Source organism: Allomuricauda sp. CAU 1633 (assembly GCF_017313225.1).
Classification (GTDB): domain Bacteria; phylum Bacteroidota; class Bacteroidia; order Flavobacteriales; family Flavobacteriaceae; genus Flagellimonas.
This window is the reverse complement of record NZ_JAFLNE010000005.1, coordinates 12,136-30,159: the sequence shown is the minus strand read 5'-3', so window position 1 is coordinate 30,159 and position 18,024 is coordinate 12,136. Positions and strand designations below refer to the sequence as shown.

At 41.7% G+C, this 18,024-nt stretch carries 26 protein-coding genes; 6 read left to right on the top strand and 20 right to left on the bottom strand.

What is annotated here, in order from left to right; genetic code table 11:
- The first annotated feature begins 84 nt into the window (after window positions 1-84).
- From J0X14_RS14535 to acs, 5 genes are all read left to right on the top strand, one after another.
- A complete protein-coding gene (locus J0X14_RS14535) occupies window positions 85-1,041 on the top strand; it encodes a PhoH family protein (protein ID WP_207098537.1) in 957 nt (318 codons plus the stop codon).
- A gap of 1 nt (window position 1,042) precedes the next feature.
- The gene (locus tag J0X14_RS14530; protein ID WP_207098536.1) at window positions 1,043-2,002 is read left to right on the top strand and encodes a phosphoribosylaminoimidazolesuccinocarboxamide synthase; all 960 of its coding nucleotides are present in this window, start codon (window positions 1,043-1,045) and stop codon (window positions 2,000-2,002) included.
- Between the two features lie 73 nt (window positions 2,003-2,075).
- The gene (locus tag J0X14_RS14525) at window positions 2,076-2,333 is read left to right on the top strand and encodes a DUF4212 domain-containing protein (RefSeq protein ID WP_207098535.1); all 258 of its coding nucleotides are present in this window, start codon (window positions 2,076-2,078) and stop codon (window positions 2,331-2,333) included.
- 20 nt (window positions 2,334-2,353) lie between these two features.
- Window positions 2,354-4,069 (top strand): sodium:solute symporter family protein, encoded by a 1,716-nt coding sequence (locus J0X14_RS14520; protein WP_207098534.1) that lies wholly within the window; start codon window positions 2,354-2,356, stop codon window positions 4,067-4,069.
- A gap of 63 nt (window positions 4,070-4,132) precedes the next feature.
- Window positions 4,133-6,040 carry an acetate--CoA ligase gene (gene acs / locus J0X14_RS14515; protein ID WP_207098533.1) on the top strand — a complete coding sequence of 636 codons (1,908 nt, stop codon included), beginning with the start codon at window positions 4,133-4,135 and terminating at the stop codon, window positions 6,038-6,040.
- Window positions 6,041-6,112: 72 nt separating this feature from the next.
- Here acs and J0X14_RS14510 read toward each other — a convergent pair whose 3' ends face one another.
- The 4 genes from J0X14_RS14510 to J0X14_RS14495 are packed head-to-tail and all read right to left on the bottom strand — an operon-like array spanning window position 6,113 to window position 8,436.
- Window positions 6,113-6,670 (bottom strand): NADPH-dependent FMN reductase, encoded by a 558-nt coding sequence (locus J0X14_RS14510; RefSeq protein WP_207098532.1) that lies wholly within the window; start codon window positions 6,668-6,670, stop codon window positions 6,113-6,115.
- Window positions 6,671-6,672: 2 nt separating this feature from the next.
- Entirely contained in the window at window positions 6,673-7,128 is a 456-nt protein-coding gene (locus J0X14_RS14505) for a DoxX family protein (protein ID WP_207098531.1), read from the bottom strand.
- Between the two features lie 22 nt (window positions 7,129-7,150).
- Window positions 7,151-7,795, bottom strand: coding sequence for a hypothetical protein (locus J0X14_RS14500; protein ID WP_207098530.1), 645 nt, complete (start codon window positions 7,793-7,795; stop codon window positions 7,151-7,153).
- A 53-nt stretch (window positions 7,796-7,848) separates the two neighbouring features.
- A complete protein-coding gene (locus tag J0X14_RS14495; RefSeq protein ID WP_262897108.1) occupies window positions 7,849-8,436 on the bottom strand; it encodes a Crp/Fnr family transcriptional regulator in 588 nt (195 codons plus the stop codon).
- A gap of 320 nt (window positions 8,437-8,756) precedes the next feature.
- On the opposite strand from J0X14_RS14495, the gene J0X14_RS14490 reads away from it, so the two are divergent.
- Complete coding sequence (locus J0X14_RS14490) at window positions 8,757-9,914, top strand: tyrosine-type recombinase/integrase (protein WP_207098528.1); 1,158 nt, start codon at window positions 8,757-8,759, stop codon at window positions 9,912-9,914.
- On the opposite strand, the gene J0X14_RS14485 is transcribed toward J0X14_RS14490, so the two are convergent.
- From J0X14_RS14485 to J0X14_RS14410, 16 genes are all read right to left on the bottom strand, one after another.
- The gene (locus tag J0X14_RS14485) at window positions 9,886-10,107 is read right to left on the bottom strand and encodes a hypothetical protein (protein ID WP_207098527.1); all 222 of its coding nucleotides are present in this window, start codon (window positions 10,105-10,107) and stop codon (window positions 9,886-9,888) included. The two genes, J0X14_RS14490 and J0X14_RS14485, sit on opposite strands and share 29 nt — an antisense overlap.
- A gap of 37 nt (window positions 10,108-10,144) precedes the next feature.
- On the bottom strand, window positions 10,145-10,687 hold the full coding sequence (locus tag J0X14_RS14480; protein WP_207098526.1) for an SPFH domain-containing protein: 543 nt from the start codon (window positions 10,685-10,687) through the stop codon (window positions 10,145-10,147).
- Between the two features lies 1 nt (window position 10,688).
- A complete protein-coding gene (locus J0X14_RS14475; protein WP_207098525.1) occupies window positions 10,689-11,177 on the bottom strand; it encodes a hypothetical protein in 489 nt (162 codons plus the stop codon).
- Window positions 11,174-11,542 (bottom strand): YopX family protein, encoded by a 369-nt coding sequence (locus J0X14_RS14470; RefSeq protein ID WP_207098524.1) that lies wholly within the window; start codon window positions 11,540-11,542, stop codon window positions 11,174-11,176. Before J0X14_RS14470 ends, J0X14_RS14475 begins: the two co-directional genes overlap by 4 nt.
- 21 nt (window positions 11,543-11,563) lie before the next feature.
- Complete coding sequence (locus tag J0X14_RS14465) at window positions 11,564-12,259, bottom strand: hypothetical protein (RefSeq protein ID WP_207098523.1); 696 nt, start codon at window positions 12,257-12,259, stop codon at window positions 11,564-11,566.
- The gene (locus J0X14_RS14460) at window positions 12,252-12,533 is read right to left on the bottom strand and encodes a hypothetical protein (protein ID WP_207098522.1); all 282 of its coding nucleotides are present in this window, start codon (window positions 12,531-12,533) and stop codon (window positions 12,252-12,254) included. Before J0X14_RS14460 ends, J0X14_RS14465 begins: the two co-directional genes overlap by 8 nt.
- A 202-nt stretch (window positions 12,534-12,735) precedes the next feature.
- A complete protein-coding gene (locus J0X14_RS14455; RefSeq protein WP_207098521.1) occupies window positions 12,736-13,035 on the bottom strand; it encodes a hypothetical protein in 300 nt (99 codons plus the stop codon).
- Between the two features lie 36 nt (window positions 13,036-13,071).
- Window positions 13,072-13,269 carry a hypothetical protein gene (locus tag J0X14_RS14450; RefSeq protein WP_207098520.1) on the bottom strand — a complete coding sequence of 66 codons (198 nt, stop codon included), beginning with the start codon at window positions 13,267-13,269 and terminating at the stop codon, window positions 13,072-13,074.
- On the bottom strand, window positions 13,259-13,879 hold the full coding sequence (locus tag J0X14_RS14445; RefSeq protein ID WP_207098519.1) for a recombination protein NinG: 621 nt from the start codon (window positions 13,877-13,879) through the stop codon (window positions 13,259-13,261). The genes J0X14_RS14450 and J0X14_RS14445 overlap by 11 nt, the downstream gene beginning before the upstream one ends.
- Entirely contained in the window at window positions 13,879-14,232 is a 354-nt protein-coding gene (locus J0X14_RS14440; RefSeq protein WP_207098518.1) for a hypothetical protein, read from the bottom strand. The genes J0X14_RS14445 and J0X14_RS14440 overlap by 1 nt, the downstream gene beginning before the upstream one ends.
- Window positions 14,232-14,726: a hypothetical protein gene (locus J0X14_RS14435; protein ID WP_207098517.1), complete on the bottom strand. Its 495-nt coding sequence runs from the start codon at window positions 14,724-14,726 to the stop codon at window positions 14,232-14,234. The genes J0X14_RS14440 and J0X14_RS14435 overlap by 1 nt, the downstream gene beginning before the upstream one ends.
- Before the next feature lie 39 nt (window positions 14,727-14,765).
- Window positions 14,766-15,506, bottom strand: a complete 741-nt coding sequence (locus J0X14_RS14430; RefSeq protein ID WP_207098516.1) for a hypothetical protein — start codon at window positions 15,504-15,506, stop codon at window positions 14,766-14,768.
- Between the two features lie 77 nt (window positions 15,507-15,583).
- Window positions 15,584-15,790, bottom strand: coding sequence for a DUF551 domain-containing protein (locus J0X14_RS14425; RefSeq protein WP_207098515.1), 207 nt, complete (start codon window positions 15,788-15,790; stop codon window positions 15,584-15,586).
- 87 nt (window positions 15,791-15,877) lie between these two features.
- Complete coding sequence (locus J0X14_RS19255; RefSeq protein WP_410548707.1) at window positions 15,878-17,257, bottom strand: hypothetical protein; 1,380 nt, start codon at window positions 17,255-17,257, stop codon at window positions 15,878-15,880.
- Window positions 17,257-17,631 (bottom strand): hypothetical protein, encoded by a 375-nt coding sequence (locus J0X14_RS14415; protein ID WP_207098513.1) that lies wholly within the window; start codon window positions 17,629-17,631, stop codon window positions 17,257-17,259. The genes J0X14_RS19255 and J0X14_RS14415 overlap by 1 nt, the downstream gene beginning before the upstream one ends.
- Before the next feature lie 107 nt (window positions 17,632-17,738).
- Window positions 17,739-17,987 (bottom strand): hypothetical protein, encoded by a 249-nt coding sequence (locus tag J0X14_RS14410; RefSeq protein ID WP_207098512.1) that lies wholly within the window; start codon window positions 17,985-17,987, stop codon window positions 17,739-17,741.
- Window positions 17,988-18,024: the final 37 nt, after the last annotated feature.

Below are 18,024 nucleotides of genomic sequence, written 5' to 3'. Positions count from 1 at the left end.
TGGTTAAGTTTGTGAAGTAAAATTACATTAAAAAAGAAAGAATACAATTCTTGTAAAAAACAACATAAAAATACCCCACACTTTTTGAACGAACTCATCATAGAACTCACGGATATTAGCCCACAGGACTTTTTTGGGCAGCAGAATGAGAATATTGAACTTCTAAAAAAATATTTCCCAAAGCTAAAAATTGTTGCGCGTGGCAGCAAAATTAAGGTATATGGAGATGAAGAACTCTTGGAAGAGTTTGATAAACGGTTTGATATGCTTACAGGTCAATTTGCCAAGTACAACAAGCTCGATGAAAACATGATTGAGCGTGTCCTTACCGCTAATGGGCAAGAGGAAACGGCATCCAAAAGCAGTGGTGATGTTTTGGTACATGGTGTCAGTGGACGTTTGATTAAGGCGCAGACGCTCAACCAAAGAAGAATGGTGGATGCTTGCAAGGTGGATGATATGGTCTTTGCCATTGGCCCTGCGGGGACTGGGAAAACCTATACCGGAGTGGCTTTGGCCGTAAAAGCGCTGAAGGAAAAACAGGTTCGGCGAATTATTTTAACCCGACCTGCGGTGGAAGCTGGGGAAAATTTAGGTTTTCTTCCTGGAGACCTCAAGGAAAAGTTGGATCCCTACATGCAGCCATTATACGATGCACTCCGTGATATGATTCCGGCGGAGAAATTGGCAAAGTACATTGAGGATGGTACCATTCAAATTGCGCCAATGGCCTTTATGCGTGGTCGTACACTGGACAACGCCTTTGTGATTTTGGATGAGGCCCAGAACACTACCCATGCCCAAATGAAAATGTTTCTGACCCGGATGGGAAAGAACGCCAAGTTTTTATTGACCGGTGACCCTGGCCAAATAGATTTACCAAGACGTGTGATTTCAGGTTTGAAGGAAGCTTTGCTTATCCTTAAAAATGTGGATGGCATCAGCATAATTTATTTGGATGATAAGGATGTAATTCGTCACAAACTGGTCAAGAAAGTCATTGATGCATACAAGAACATAGAGCACCAAAACCAATTCTAAGATGGGGCAAAATACGCTTATGGACACGGATTTTCATTTTCCGGGTCAAAAATCAATATATAAAGGAAAAGTAAGAGAGGTCTATACCTTGGACAATGATATTTTGGTGATGGTGGCCACTGACCGGCTTTCTGCTTTTGATGTGGTTATGCCCAAGGGCATTCCGTACAAGGGCCAGATTTTGAATCAGATTGCCACCCAAATGATGCAGGCCACGGAGGATATCGTGCCCAATTGGTTGATGGCTACGCCAGACCCCAATGTTGCCATCGGAAAAGCGTGTGACCCCTTTAAAGTTGAAATGGTGATTCGGGGGTATCTTTCTGGGCACGCTGCGAGAGAATACAAAGCTGGCAAAAGATTGCTATGTGGTGAACCCATGCCCGAAGGGATGAAGGAAAATGATAAATTTCCGGAACCCATCATCACTCCGGCTACCAAAGCAGAAAAAGGAGACCATGATGAGGATATTTCCAAAGAAGATATTTTGAAGCGTGGTATTGTCTCCAAGGCCGATTATGCAGTTTTGGAAAAATATACCAAAGCCCTTTTCCAAAGAGGAACAGAAATAGCTGCAAAACGCGGACTGATTTTGGTGGACACCAAATACGAATTTGGGAAGACCAAGGAAGGGAAAATCGTGTTGATAGATGAAATCCATACCCCAGATTCTTCCCGCTATTTCTATGCCGAAGGCTATGAAGAATTGCAGGCCAAGGGCGAACCGCAAAAGCAATTGTCCAAGGAGTTTGTTCGCCAATGGTTGATTTCCAACGGATTCCAAGGTTTGGAAGGGCAGACCGTCCCAGAAATGAGTGATGCATATATTGAATCTGTCTCAGAGCGTTATATAGAATTGTATGAAAGCATCACCGGAGAAGATTTTGTAAAAGCAGATGTCTCCAACATTCATGAACGTATCGGGATTAACGTTTCAAATTATTTGAACGGTATTTCTTAAAAAGTGTTGCACTTTCCAATTTTTGGTGGTTTTTTCTGAGGATTTCATATATTTCTTCAATCAAACCGAACAGATGGACACAGACCTTCGCAAAAAGTACTGGAAAGAAAACCTAAAATACCTCTCAATTTTACTGGCAATTTGGTTCCTGGTCTCTTACGGCTTCGGAATCCTATTGGTGGATGAGCTCAATACCATCCGAATGGGCGGCTTTAAGCTGGGCTTTTGGTTTGCCCAGCAAGGCTCCATTTATGTCTTCGTGATTCTCATTTTCGTATACGTTCGGCTTATGAACAAATTGGACAAGAAATACGGTTTCAACGAAGAGTAACCAATCCCTAAAACCTAATTATGAATGATGTTCAAATTTGGACCTATGTGTTGGTCGCGTTATCCTTTGGTCTGTATATAGGAATTGCCATTTGGTCTCGGGCCGCTTCCACCAAAGAATTTTATGTCGCCGGCGGTGGGGTTTCTCCATTGGCCAATGGAATGGCCACGGCAGCAGATTGGATGTCGGCAGCCTCTTTTATCTCTATGGCCGGGATTATCTCCTTTGCGGGCTATGATGGAGCTGTATATTTAATGGGATGGACTGGAGGATACGTTCTTTTGGCTTTACTATTGGCACCCTATCTTCGAAAATTCGGAAAGTTCACCGTACCAGATTTTATTGGAGAACGGTATTACTCCAAAACAGCCCGGGTAGTAGCGGTTTTTTGCGCCCTTATTGTTTCTTTTACCTATGTAGCGGGTCAAATGCGAGGTGTGGGCATCGTATTTTCGAGATATTTGGAAGTTGATATTAATACAGGGGTGGTCATCGGTATGGTGATTGTTTTGTTTTATGCCGTCCTCGGTGGAATGAAAGGCATCACCTATACCCAAGTAGCGCAATATTGCGTATTGATTTTCGCCTTTATGGTACCTGCCATATTCATTTCAATTCAGATGACAGGGAACCCCATTCCACAACTTGGTTTTGGTGACACCTTATCTGATGGTTCTGGAACCTATCTTCTGGATAAATTGGATGGACTCTCCACCGAACTTGGTTTTGCGGAGTATACTTCTGGTTCAAAAAGTACGATTGACGTATTTGCCATTACATTGGCATTGATGGTAGGTACGGCTGGTTTACCGCATGTAATTGTTCGTTTTTTTACTGTGAAAAGGGTTCGGGATGCCCGAAAGTCAGCAGGTCTGGCCTTGCTGTTCATTGCTATATTGTATACCACGGCACCAGCAGTGGCTGTATTCGCAAGAACAAACCTAATTGAAACGGTAAGTGGAAAAGAATACAATGAAATGCCTGAATGGTTCAGCCGATGGGAAACTACTGGACTCATTGCCCATGAGGATAAAAATGGCGATGGTAAAATTCAGTATGTCGCCGCCCCAGAAATAAATGAACTAACAGTTGACCGTGATATCATGGTGTTAGCCAACCCGGAAATATCGGATTTGCCGGCTTGGGTAATTGGTTTAATTGCTGCAGGTGGACTGGCAGCCGCCTTGTCAACCGCAGCAGGATTGTTATTGGTAATTTCGGCGTCCGTATCCCATGACTTAATTAAAAATGTCCTTAATCCGGGCCTTTCCGAAAAAGGAGAGCTTTGGGCAGCGAGAATTTCAGCTGCAGTAGCTGTGGTTGTTGCAGGGTATTTTGGAATCAACCCGCCAGGCTTTGTGGCCGCGGTGGTAGCACTAGCCTTTGGTCTGGCGGCAGCATCGTTCTTTCCTGCGATAATCTTGGGCATCTTTTATAAAAAGATGAACAGTCAGGGAGCCATCTCAGGAATGGTGGTAGGACTCTGTCTCATGCTTTTCTATATGTTGAAGTTTAAGTTTGGAATTTTTGATGGAGGACAGGAAGCCGTTGCTGGTTTACAGGATGATTGGTGGTTTGGCATTTCGCCAGAAGGGTTTGGATCCATCGCCATGGTAGTGAACTTTATAGTGGCGATAGTGGTTAATACCTTTACCGAAGACCCTCCTGAGGAAGTACAGGAAATTGTGGAAAATATCCGCATTCCAAGCGGGGCAGGAGACGCTATTGACCACTGATATCCTTAATTAATTGCCCCCTTTTTCATAATTTTAAAGCCACATAAAAATTTATTCAAAGCAATGAGCAACTACCATATTAAACATTTGGAAGAATATTTTCAGGTCTATCGTAAATCCGTAAGAAATCCAGAGGCGTTCTGGGAAGAAGTGGCGGAGGAGCACTTTTTCTGGCGCAAAAGATGGAATTCGGTGTTGGAATGGGATTTTACAAAGCCTGAGGTCAAATGGTTTGATGGTGCCCAACTCAATATTACCGAAAATTGCATCGACCGTCATTTGCGAAGTCGTGGTGATAAAACCGCCATTCTTTTTGAGCCTAATGACCCCAATGAGGAATCGGAACATATTACATATCATGATTTGCATGAACGAGTGTGCAAGTTTGCCAATGTACTCAAGGAAAAGGGCGTGAAAAAAGGAGATCGTGTGGTGATTTATTTGCCGATGATACCGGAGTTGGCCATTTCTGTATTGGCCTGTGCCCGGATTGGAGCCATCCACTCTGTTGTATTTGCAGGATTTTCATCCACAGCATTGGCCACAAGAATCAATGATTGTGATGCCAAAATGGTAATTACCTCTGATGGTTCGTACCGAGGTAGCAAGACCATCGACCTAAAAGGAATTGTGGATGAGGCGTTGAAACAGTGTCCGGGTATCGCAAGTGTTTTGGTCGCCAAACGAACTGGAGAAAAAATCGACATGATGGACGGACGTGACCATTGGTTGCAACCCTTGTTGGACAAAGCCTATGCTGATTGTGTTCCCGAAATCATGGAAGCAGAAGACCCACTTTTCATTTTGTATACTTCAGGTTCTACGGGTCGACCCAAGGGAATGATGCATACTACGGCGGGATACATGGTTTATACGGCGTACACCTTTAAAAATGTGTTCCAATATCGTGAAGAAGATATTTATTGGTGCACTGCGGATATCGGCTGGATAACGGGCCACTCCTATATTGTGTACGGACCGTTGGTCAATGGGGCCACTACTGTAATGTTTGAGGGAGTTCCTTCCTATCCTGATTTTGGCAGATTTTGGGAAGTGGTGGAAAAACATAAAGTCACCCAATTTTACACAGCGCCTACCGCCATTCGTGCTTTGGCCAAAGAAAATCTGGACTTTGTTACCAAATATGACCTTTCTAGTTTAAAAGTTTTGGGTACGGTAGGAGAGCCTATCAACGAAGAAGCATGGCACTGGTACAATGACCATGTCGGAGAGAAAAAATGCCCCATTGTGGATACCTGGTGGCAAACGGAAACCGGTGGTATTTTAATTTCTCCCATTCCTTTTTCAACCCCAACAAAGCCCACCTACGCAACCTTGCCCATGCCTGGGGTGCAACCCGCATTAATGGATGAAAATGGAAAAGAAATCAAGGGCAATCAAGTAGATGGGCGGCTTTGCATTAAATTTCCATGGCCTTCCATAGCACGGACCATATGGGGAGACCATCAGCGCTATAAGGACACCTATTTTTCTGCTTTTGAAGGAAAATATTTTACAGGAGACGGTGCTTTACGGGATGAAGTCGGTTATTATAGAATTACCGGTAGGGTGGATGATGTCATCATTGTTTCGGGACATAACCTGGGTACGGCACCCATTGAAGATGCCATTAACGAACATCCAGCAGTGGCGGAGTCTGCTATCGTTGGATTCCCACACGATGTCAAAGGAAATGCCTTGTATGGCTATGTCATTTTAAAGGAAACCGGAGAATCCCGAGATCGCGATAACCTGAAAAAGGAAATCAACCAAATGATCACGGAGCATATTGGTCCTATTGCCAAGTTGGATAAGATTCAATTTGTGCCCGGATTGCCCAAAACACGAAGTGGAAAGATCATGCGTCGTATTCTCCGGAAAATAGCATCCAAGGAAACTGATAATTTAGGAGATATTTCCACCCTTCTAAATCCCGAAGTAGTGGAACATATTATAAAGGAAAGCCTATAGATTTCATTCCTTTAATCAGCAAATAGAAAAGAAAAAGACCATTTTGTAAAATGGTCTTTTTAGTTTGCGCTATTAGCTTTGGTATTGATGATTTCTCGCTTTAATTTTTGTTTGAAATTTAGTAGCCTTGGATTGAAGGTCCTTTTTCAAGTCTTCATCACTAATTTCTCCGCTATTGAAGTTCTCATAGAATGAGGGTAATGAAAAAGTATCGGTGATGCTGGCTCCCATAAATGGGAAGTAGGTACTTGCAGATTGTAATACGGTTGCTCCGCCTCTTGCTCCCGATGAGGTTGCCATTAGCAGCATGGGTTTTTCTCTCCATATTTTCATGTTTGCACAAGATAACCAGTCTATCGTGTTTTTGAACACTGCTGCATACGACCCATTATGTTCTGCGAGAGCTATTATAAATCCATCGGCAGTATCAAATACTTCGTTTAGTCTTTTAACCGCTGTCGGAATTCCATTTTCAGCTTCAAAATCAACACCATAAATAGGCAATACATAATTATTTAAATCAATTGGGATAATCTCTACATTTTCCAAAAAGCTATGGGTATAGGTCAATAAACTTTTATTGATGGATTTTTGACTATTGCTCCCTGCTATTGTGATTATTTTTTTCATGATTATTGTTTTTTAGCGATTAAATTATCTATGGACCATTTTCCACTACCATTGACTAATATGGTTAGGGCGAGACCGATAACAAGAAGGGAATATTCGTAACCTTCACCAGCTTGATTGCCGAACCAGTTCATAAAAAAACCATGTTCCACCTGCGTAGTAAGAATGATGCCTATAAACATTCCTATAATTGATACTGCCCAGAACCTACTAAGGAACCCTAGAAGTATGGAAATAGAGCCAAAAAATTCAATCATTATTATGGAGAAGGCTACAATGTTTGGCAATCCCATTTGTGTTGTGAATGATTCCATTGTTGCTGAATAACCAAAACCTCCGAAAAGTCCTAATAATTTCTGTGCGCCATGGGGAAGTAGTACCAAGCCAAGTGTTAATCGTGCAATACTAAATCCAATGTTTGGGTTTGTCTTCATAAGTGTTTTCACTAATTTTTTCATACGGTTTAAGATTTAAAATGGTTTAAAAAGTTTTTCGGTAATACATACCAAATGATGATATAAGTATTGGGTTGGGTCCATACTGGTCAAAGTCCACACCAAGACCAAATTGGTGCCCATGGAATGTTACGCCTGCACGTACTTGCTGAAAACTTCTGGAATGCGTCCTAAATTCATCCCAGACCGTTAAAAACTGTCCATTGAGCCCTATCGATATCTTATCACTGATAGGCGTATTAAACTGGACTTGGGCAAAGGTTTCAGCATATGCATTTTTTGTTTGTTGATAGCGTCCTACGGTAGGAATGACCACAAACAATAACCTGGAACTCTTCAATGTAAATTTTGCCGACAAACGCCCTGAATACCCTGAAATACTATTGTAATAAACCGAGGGGCCAACTGAAATGGTTTTATTGATATTCCAGAATAAGGTGGGTTGAACGCCAACCTCATCAAAATCCTCATTCTCTTTTTTATTGAATTTTTGAAAGAATGCTAGGGTTGCAATGCTCAGTGTTTTTTTGGTATTTATTGGATAGCTTGCATACAGCGTAAAATCCGTTTTATCCAATCCCGAGAACAGTTCTATCTGGGTGAATTGCGCCTGCAAATAGTTTGCAAAACCAATGGTAAAAAGAGATGTTATGATGAGTATTTTTTTCATGCCTCAAAATTCCGAGAGGAACACATGAAAAAAAATGAACTAGTTTAAGACTTTTACATCCTGTTGACTTTCGAGATAATTTTGCTCATAAATTCTGGAGTAATACCAATGTAGCCCGCCAAGTCTTTCTGGGTAATTCTATTGACAATTTCCGGGTATTTCTTTTTGAACTCAATATATCGTTCTTCTGCCGTTAAGGATATGCCATGATTAGAACGTCTTATATAATTTATGAGTGACCTTTGATAAAGCATACGATAAAATCGTTCAAATTTTGGGATTTCTTGAAAAAGTAAATCATAATTAACCCTGGAGACACCTAATAATTCTGAATCTTCCGTGGCTTTAATGAAATAGCGTGATGGTTCTTTGGTAATAAAACTGGCTAGGTCTCCTGTCCAATAATCTTCAACCGCGAACATGGAGATATGAGGTGCGCCATCTTCATCCAGCGTGTACACTTTTAAACAACCTTTAGTGATAAAGTATTCGTACTTGGCAATTTCGCCGGCTTGCATCAAAAATGCTTTCCTTTTTACTTTTACTGTGGTAAGTAAAGAAATATACTTTTGTTGTTCAAGCTTGGTTAAATCAATAAACCTACTGACGTTATCAAGAATTAGTTGATATGGACGCTCCAATTTCAAGATGATTTTACACTTTCTTTAAATTTACGCTTTTCCATTCGCATTAAGACAAAGACATTTTCAGCTTTCAATTGCCATTGGGAACGATAGAAAAGTTCAAAGAAGCAGGTGAGGTTATATGACTGTTTAAAAAGCTGGGAAAATAATGGACATAAAAAAAGACCATTTCACAAAATGGTCTTTTTTTGTAGCGAGAGAGGGGCTACTTTATCAGTGGTATATCATATTTTATCATTGTAAACCCCTGTATTTACGTTTCTTTGGTATAGTTTTGTATGACCGCTAACCGATTTGGTTGCACAACTGTTGCACACATGAAAACTAAATTCTATATCCGCTCAAAGGGGCGTACCGTACCCGTGTACGTAAGGGTGTCGATTTCAAGGGAAAAACTGTTCCGTAAGAAAACCCGCTTTATCTGCAATTCAGAGAACTGGCACAAAGATAAACCTTTACAGCTCAAACTCCGAAAACTACAGAATGAAATAGAGGAAAGTTACAATGAAGTGGAGGTGCATAATGATAAATGGATTGAATCGATATTGTCATCTGAGAACAACGAGGAAACTGTACAGTCGCAAATTAATGAAATATTGGCGACATCCCACACACGCAAGAACAGGAAGGGGGGCTTTGGACTTTCCGAAGGACGCATAAAACTTTATAAGAGCTTCAACAAACTCATAGACAAATACCAAGAGAACATTCCACTGGTCAGGGTGGATGCAAAATTTGCAAGGGACTTCCAAAAATGGCTGTTCGATAAAGGGGATTCATTGAACACGGTGGGGAAGAACATCGAGCTTTTAAAGACGGTTTGCAGGGACGCGGAAAATGTGGGAAAGAAAATAAATCCTGAAATAAAGAAAGTCCCCAAACTTTCCGAGAAGAAGAAAGAGCTTGTTATAGTGACCCCAGAGGAACAAAAAAAAATAAAGGGACTGGATTTACTGCCCTATCTGGATAATGCACGTAAATGGCTCCTATTGGGATGTATGGTAGGGCAGAGGGGAGGTGATTTACTATCGTTGAGATTAAAGGATTTAAAAGAGGTCAAGGGAACAAAGTTTTTTGAGATAAGACAGTCCAAGACCGGAAAGGATATAATTTTACCTATAGTTAAGGACATTGAGTGGATATTGGAAGATTTTCCACATCCGATAAGTTTGCAAAAACTAAACGATTATATCAAGTTGGTATGCAAGGAAGCGGAACTTGAACAAAAAGTATATGGGTTCAAGCGTGGCAAGAAAGGAAAACCCAGCAAAACGGGTTATTTTCCAAAGTGGGAAATTATAGGTACACATGATCTAAGGCGAAGTTTTGCCACCAACTTCTTTGGCAAGATACCTACCCCCGTGTTGATGGGAATAACTGGCCATAGTTCAGAGGAAACTTTTTTAAAGTACATAGGAAAGACAAGCATGGACAAGGCACTTGATTTTATATCGCACTTTGAAAGGCTTTCTTAAGCTCTTTTGGGCAATATCTCACACGCTTACCATTGTACTTCTTTAAATGAGGGTTCTGCCTCGTGAACTCATCAAAAGTTGATAACGGCATATCAAGATACCTCGCTGCCGTTTCCCTTCTCAAAAGGCCTGGGTCAAAATAGAACTCGACCATTTCCTTAACTTCTTCCTTTGTTACCGTTTCTAAAATCATATCAACTGTATCTCCAATGGTTCCTCTCGGTTCATGGTTATTTACTTTCGTCCATTTTTAAGGTTTCGTCAATCCAGCTTTGGTCTTGGATAAGTCTATAAGTCCTTACAACCGCAAAATTTGTAATCTTAAAATACTCGAATTTTAAACCATATTGATGTGTGTTGAGTTTTTCAAACACGTTCTTCTGAAGTTGTTTTGGGGTAATATCTATCAAATCCTTGGAGTAGATGTAATCTGAAATCTCACTCATAACGATATTGGCTATGGTGGTTTCGGGATGGTAGAGTGTCTTATATAAATCCTCAATCGATTCTATACTGTAACCAACTGAACCGTTAAGAGTGATTGTCTTTAAATCCTTTGTTGTCAATGTCTGCATGGAAAGCGGTGAAACCCTCAACCTAGATTCTTGGATATAAACCGAATCAAAATAGGGTATTTTAAAATACACTCCCTTTTCTATCTTTCTCACATTCTTTCCAAATCTAACTATCAACCCCGTTTGCCAAGGTTGTACAATTACCCAAAACTTAACGCTTTGAAGTATGTATTGAATAAACTCTTGAATCTGATTCATATCAAAAAAACCTTTTTCTTTTCCTTAAATTCCTCTGCCACTTAACATCAAGACTTATCCCTATAAGCAGATAGGTCTCAAAACGCCATCCACCACCGTTCCAATCTTGACTGTTTCTGTAACTGTTGTCAAAATCAACGGTCAGCCATGTTCCCTCGTCGATACGTACGGCGTTCCTAAGTCCTACAATCGGGTGGATGTCGTGTTCGTCAAGGTTCCATCCCGCCCCTGCGGAAATCTCACTTCTATAAATCCTCTCTTCCACCATCCTATACCTCACATTTCCCTCGAGTGTAAAGTACCCGTCCCCTTTTATCTGGGTGCTGCGGAAGTTTGCCCCTATGCCCACTCTTTCAAAGAATTGCGAATAGCCAACGTCCCAAGCCATTGTATTGCCGTCCAATCTATCTTGGATGTCAACTATGCCTATATTCAAATGAATCTGCGCCGATACAAGGAAAGGGAACAATATGAGGGTTAGGGTTTTCATAGCAACCCTGGATTTTCATGGATGTTTCCGATTATTGCCCCGTACTCAATGTTGAAAGGGTTCATATAGGAAGGATGTTCCCAATGTTTATATTTAAACCCCCAACCGAATTGGTGCCAAACTATTTCAAAAGCTTTATTATCTTCATCTTCAAACTGATATTGCAGAATATCCCCTTCAAAAATCTCACTTCCGTTCTTGTCCTTAAGGCCTGTCCAATCATCAATTGAAATGATTTTTTCAATGTTATGTGGCTTTCCATATTCCAAAAGGTCTTTAAACGGGTAAACCCTCTTTATAATTTGCTCTGGGATATTGCCCTGCGCCTCTTGATGATACCGAACCCTAAATTTTCGTTCCCTCATAACACATCCTTTATATGTTTCTTAAATCTTGTTTCCTTGTTTTTTGCTAACCGTTCTTTTGCTTTCACCTTCCCATTTTATCATGTGGAACATTTCAGGTAGCCTATCAAAGACCCTTGCACCATATCTTTTTCCAATTTCAGCAGGGGTCAGGTTTGTTGTCACCATCGTCAAAGCCTTGTTTCGGTGTCTCTGGAACAATATCTCTTCCAAAAGCTCATATTTGTTGAAGCACAGTTGTTCCGCTCCCAAATCGTCTATATAAAGTTTTCCCCTGTGGTAGGTTGCTATATCAAAACTCCCCGTATAGCCTTCCTCCACGCTCCTCATCCTTTCACTGACCAACCAAGGGGCGGTGCATTTTGTGAACCAAAGCCCTTGGAATCCCTGTGAAACGACAAGTTCCTTTGCCATTGAGTGGATTATGTCGAATATCATGGTCTTGCCCACCCCTAAAGAACCGTAAACAAGAAGACCTTTATCGTACCCTTTTGAGTACAGCTCCCTGAAATAGTACTTAATCTCCTCAACATTGAAATTTGTCTCAAAGCCTTGGCAGAGTTTTTTTGAATGCCTTTCAAAAAGCCCATCAAAATCAACCACACTTCTTTTCACCTTATGGGTTTCAGGTGCTTTATAGACATCATGCTTTACCTTTTCCCGTAAGGACTGCTGAAAATCCTTCAGTTCAGCCCCAAATCCCTTTGCTTCATCCATATTTATTGAAATCTACCTGTATCAATTTTGGTTCGTTCACTTTTGTTTCCCTAATTTTAGGGGTGTTCCATTGTTTTTCGTTTTTTGCCCATCTTCCCAATCTCCTTCCCATTGAAAAATACTTTTCCCCCTCAAAGCGCATCACGTTCTTTTTCTTTCTGTCCAGTTCAGTCCAGTACCCGATGAAATCTGAAATCATTTCATCCGAATATTTGTTGAGTGCCGTTGTATGTACTTCAGCGATAAATTCGATTTTGCGCTCTTCGAGTGTCATTACAGTTCTATTTTCTTTGTCATGTTGTAGTAGTTGTGTATCTCGATTTTCTCAACCGTTCTCAAATAATGGTTCTTTTTCAGCGACATAAGGCTCACAGAATTTATGTTCTCGCAGATTGCCACCTTTATCTCAACACCGTCCTCACGGAATATGAAGCACTCCTTATCGGGGCGGTAAAGGGAAGGGGCAATCCAAAATTTCATTTCAGGGAATACCTCGTTCTCAGACTCCCGTCAACATCTTTGTGCCTGTCCACTATCTCCACAAGGCTTGATTCCCGCAACTCCTTCATTCTTCTATTGACGGCGATGTAATCAAGTTTTCTTGTGCGCTCCCTTCCGTTCTCCATGACCTTGTAAAAGGCACGTTTCGCTATACCGAAAGCGGTCAATCTTCCATAAGTGGAGAGCACCCACAGTATTATCTTGTGGTCACGCTCCTTTTTTCCATCGGCACGATATTTATCGTAGGCCAGTGTGCTTGTCTGTTTAGTTTCCATTTTCAAGTTCCTTTATACGTTTTTTACATTCAGTCCTTAGAGTTTTTCAATTTCCTTTCTGACCGCTTGCCAATAATTGATTCCCAATTCTTCATCTGGAAGCCAATCTTCAGCTCCAACATCTTTTAGGATTATATCAACAGCAACCAAGGCACATTTTTTTCGATGGGAGTTCTTCACCCGAAAGCCCTTCATTTTATCATAGATTTCCTTTGCTCTTTCTTTAGGCTCCATTTTGTAATTCTTTAATTCTCCGTTTACATTCAGTCCTTATTTCTTCCAGTTCTTCCAAAGTCCATTTCTTAACCCTTTGTTTTGACCTTTCCGCCCTTTTGAGCAATTCTGCGAAACGTTCCTCTCCGATTCTATATGGAAGGTTTATAGCATAGTCCTGAAAGTTCCCGTCCTTCATCCTGTTTCCCTGGATGCTCTGCCCGTGGCAGTTGTCAAAATCAAACCTCAGTTCACTGTACTGTTTTACCGAGAAGAAATGCCCTGCATCAAAATCGTTCTTCCATGCTATCCCCTCCGAGATACAGGGCAATCCAACATCCCTAAGCCTTATATATCTATTGAACACCTCCTGCGTTATTTCCAAGGCCTTGGGCAATCTCATGCGTTCCTTATGCTCCCTTTCGGCCTTTTCAAGTTCCCTTCGTGGTTTGGTAGCCTTCAATTCCGCTTTCTTCATCTTTAGTTTTCCGGCTTCCGTGTTCAAGAGCCAATCTTGGTAACAGCCACAATCCCTGCCCAATCCATACGTTCTGTAGTATGTTGGTTTTCCACATCCAAGACCTTTTGTGGTCGGTTGGATTCCTTTACAGGGTTTGGGCTTTTGTTTCATCAATCCAATTTTCCCTTAAAGTGGTTTATCAATTCCTCCATCTTCCTGTTGTAGAAATCATCGAACACCTTATAACCAAGATTGTCCTGCTCGAAATTCTTATAGAGTACCGCCCTCAAACGTTGGCTCTTTGATTTCCCTTTGTCTTCATAATCTGATTTAAGGCCGTTCAACACTTCCAGTTCATCGGTCTTGAAATTATCTTCCTTAAAGGCCAGATAACCGAACTTTTGGGAAGCCTTGGCAATCTCGGTCAATTGCTCAGGGCTTGGCTCCTGCGTCTCAAAACTGAGCTTAAGGGTCTTGTCCTTAAGACTTCTGTAACTCTCCAGTTGTGCGCCTACTATCAGCATCAAACAAGTTCCTTTTCAATTTTCTTTACGGATAAGGTATCTGGTGAATAGACCACCTTGACACTTGAAACATCTACTTCCTCTCCGGTTTCCTCATCGAACATCGCCATGTTCTTCTGCTTCATCAAAAAGGCGGTTTTATACTTATGTTCGGAAGCCTTGAAGCCTTTCCATTCCTCCGTTGATTCCGCAAGGATTTTCTTTTCCTTGACCTCTGGAACATCGGTGAAATAATATCTGGTCGAACCTGACCTTACCGTAAAGGCGTAGCCATTGCTCTTATAGTTCTTTTCATTCCCCTCCAGATAATTGTGCTTCAAGCCGTCCACTGCAACGCCCCGTATCTCCGATATACAGGAACCGAGCCTTTCATCGATTCCCGATTCCTTTATCAGTGCGTATGCCTCGTGCGGTTGGATGTCCCCCGAAACGGCGTATTTCCTCAAACCATCTATGCACCTGTCCAAATTCGCTATGTAATTCTGAATGCTCATTTTCCCTTAGTTTTAAAAATTGTTCTTTACTCCCTTCCATCAAAATGGCAAATCCGATTCGTCATCTTCTTGCACTGCCAAAACCGCATCTTCCTCAACTGGTGGGGTAGGTGGCATGTTCTGTTTTTCCTCGTAGGCATCCACCGCGCTTTCCAGTTCCTTTTCGACTTGGTTCGATGCTAGATAGGCATCCATGTACATTTTGATCACGGCATACACTTCCTCTGCCTTTTCGCCCTCTGTTGAATTAAGGGATGTGTTGAACACGAATTGTGGAACGGTGTACTTGACGCTTCCGTTCTTGCGGGCATCCGCCCCGACCACTTCTACCCATTCATCCTGTAGCCGTTTAAAGGTCTTTTTGGTGAACTCGTACCATTCTTGCGCTTGGCTTCCCTTAAGTTGTAGGTTGGCCAATGTGCCATCCTCCAGCATGATATAAACGCTCCTTACATAATGCCCACCGAAATCCTTTACACGTGCCTTGATGTCCTTCCAAAGCCCCTCGGCAATCTGTCCGCCCTTGAAACTCCTTACGTTCATCTTTTCCTCGCCAATCTTATCGACCTCGTTGGAATAGATGCCGCTCTCGCTTGAATTGCTCCAACCTTTCACGGTGTGGAGTTGTTTGAGAAAAAGAAACTTAAAGGGCATCTTCACCGGGACATTGGTCTCGGATTCCCTGTCCCAATACTGGAAACATCCATCGTTACTGTTCCAGTTCAGGAAGATGTTGCATGGGTTTGGGTTCTGGTTCTTAAATTCGTCCGCTCTGCTCATTTTTTAAATGTTTTGAAATACGTCAAATGTTGCCGTTGACGCTTCGGCTCTATTTATATCTGTTTTACAGTTTTATACTATCTTTTTGGTGGTTCTATTGGTGTCCAATGGGTCACCCCCAATATTTTCCTACCGTTGCTCTGATAGAACATGGTATTTCCATATTCTGTGACTGAATAGCCTGAATAATACCTTTCGTTGTTTGCCCTGAAAAAATATTTGAACGCCCTTTCATCATTCGGGTCATAACCGGGTAATTTTTCTTCTACGCTAATCCACTTCATCTCCTTGGTTTTTTGTTCCCCTTTATCTGCCAGTACCACACAAGGCACATCAATATGAATCCGGGTATTGGTAATAGGTTTATCATATTAGTTTGCAAATGATTCCCATCTGTACATCAATTCCTCCGGCACGAAACTTGGCCTCAAAAATTTCAACGCTTCCTCTGCATCCGTAAAATCCGCAGAGTTCTCTATCAGATAGGTGGTTCCTGTAGATGGGCATACTATCTCGCTCCAACAATAGGGCTGTCCCATGTTTCCGAACCTGTCCTGTAATATTTCATAGGATTCTTTGGTCTTGTAGAGCCTCACCGTTTCCTTATATCCTTCAAAATGCTCTATCGCCTTTTCATCCACCACTGTTGCCCCAAGAAAGTCCAAAAGCCCTTTATCTCCTTGTCTTTCCTTTACAATGGTTATCATAGCGGCCTTTTTATCCTCGTTCTCCTCGTTTATCAGGTCGATTTTGGAGAAATCTTTTTCAATTAGTTCTTTTTCGACCTGTCTACCGTTGACATAGTAGCAATCAAACCTTGTAGCATCAGAATACCGTCCCCATTCAACTGCGGGGCCATCTATGCAGTGCATATCATTGGATTGGTTTCTCTTGACCTGTTTCGGGTATTTTGAAAACACGCATACCAATTCGGAAAAAATGGCAGAATAAATACCCGATTCTCTTTGCAACCTGAATGTTTTTTGAAAAAGGGCGTCAATATCCTTTGTGAGTGTAATATCAAGTTCTTTTCTCATGAACTCGAACCAACTATAATAACAATCGGAATAGACGTTCAGTGTGAACAGATAATCAGAATTGTATTTGAACAGTTCGCTTCGTTGCGAACCCAGTTGCGAATACAGTTGCGAACGCAGTTGCGAATACAGTTGCGAATACAGTTGCGAACCCAGTTGCGAATACAGTTGCGAATACAGTTGCGAACGCAGTTGCGAACCCAGTTGCGAATACAGTTGCGAATACAGTTGCGAACGCAGTTGCGAACCCAGTTGCGAATACAGTTGCGAATACAGTTGCGAACCCAGTTGCGAATACAGTTGCGAACGCAGTTGCGAACCCAGTTGCGAACCCAGTTGCGAACGCAGTTGCGAATACAGTTGCGAATACAGTTGCGAACCCAGTTGCGAACCCAGTTGCGAACCCAGTTGCGAACCCAGTTGCGAATACAGTTGCGAACCCAGTTGCGAATACAGTTGCGAACCCAGTTGCGAATCTCCGAACAACATCTTAGTGTAATTGAACAACAATTGTGCTTCAAGGGGATTTTCAGCGACCAACACGAACGGTGCTTTATAACCACATATCTCGTAGTTGTGGGCAACCGCTTCAACAGCCTTTTCCAATGAAAAATCATTATATCGCTGCCCGTCAAACACCCCTTTCAATCCGTTTTGGATGTATTTTGGAATCTTCGCCTGTACTTCCGGTGTAAAGTCCTTTAAAGTTTTCATCAGTCTATCACGTGTTTTTTGATGTTCTCCAACGGGTCAAATCTGTTTTGTATACCAACCACATATTTGCCTTTTGGTAATACAGAATGTCTATGGTCTTTCTTGGGAAGGACTTTGGCGTCCTCCATTGAGATACCGTTTTGTGCAAGGATGGATTCCAATGAGTGATTGAGTACACACTCCTCTTTTGCATCGATGACAAAACCCCCGTCCACTTCGTACATGTCATAGTCCCCAAAAAGTGCGTGGAAACTTCCGCTTCGCTCCGATGCGGCTATGTATTGCTTATCGACTTTTTTGGCATTGCAGGGGATTTCATCGATTGTGAAGATTTGCGTATCACCTTGATGCCCGAATTGTTTTAGAATTTTCATTTTATCTATTTTTAATTGTTTACGTTTTACTCAAATATTCAATTGCCCTTGTTATAGCGAAGTCCTTGGAGCATACATCACTGCTGATGGGATGCTTGGTGAACCATTCAACCAACCCCAATCTCTGCGGCTGCGATTTTCTTTTTGTACTGTTTCGTGAACTCATATATCAGGTTTATAAGTTTTTTGTTGCTGGGGAATATCCCCTTGTTGAACCAGTTGTTCTGGATGCTCGTCCATACCCTTTCAAATCCCCTTTTCTTCAGGAAGAAGTGAAGGTCTATGCAATACCCCTTCTTGTCGAAGTGATCGGAATAGAAATCAAGTGCGTATTCCGTTTTTTCCCTGTTCGTCATATATCATTTGCTTTACGTGCCACTGGTAGTTCTTCTG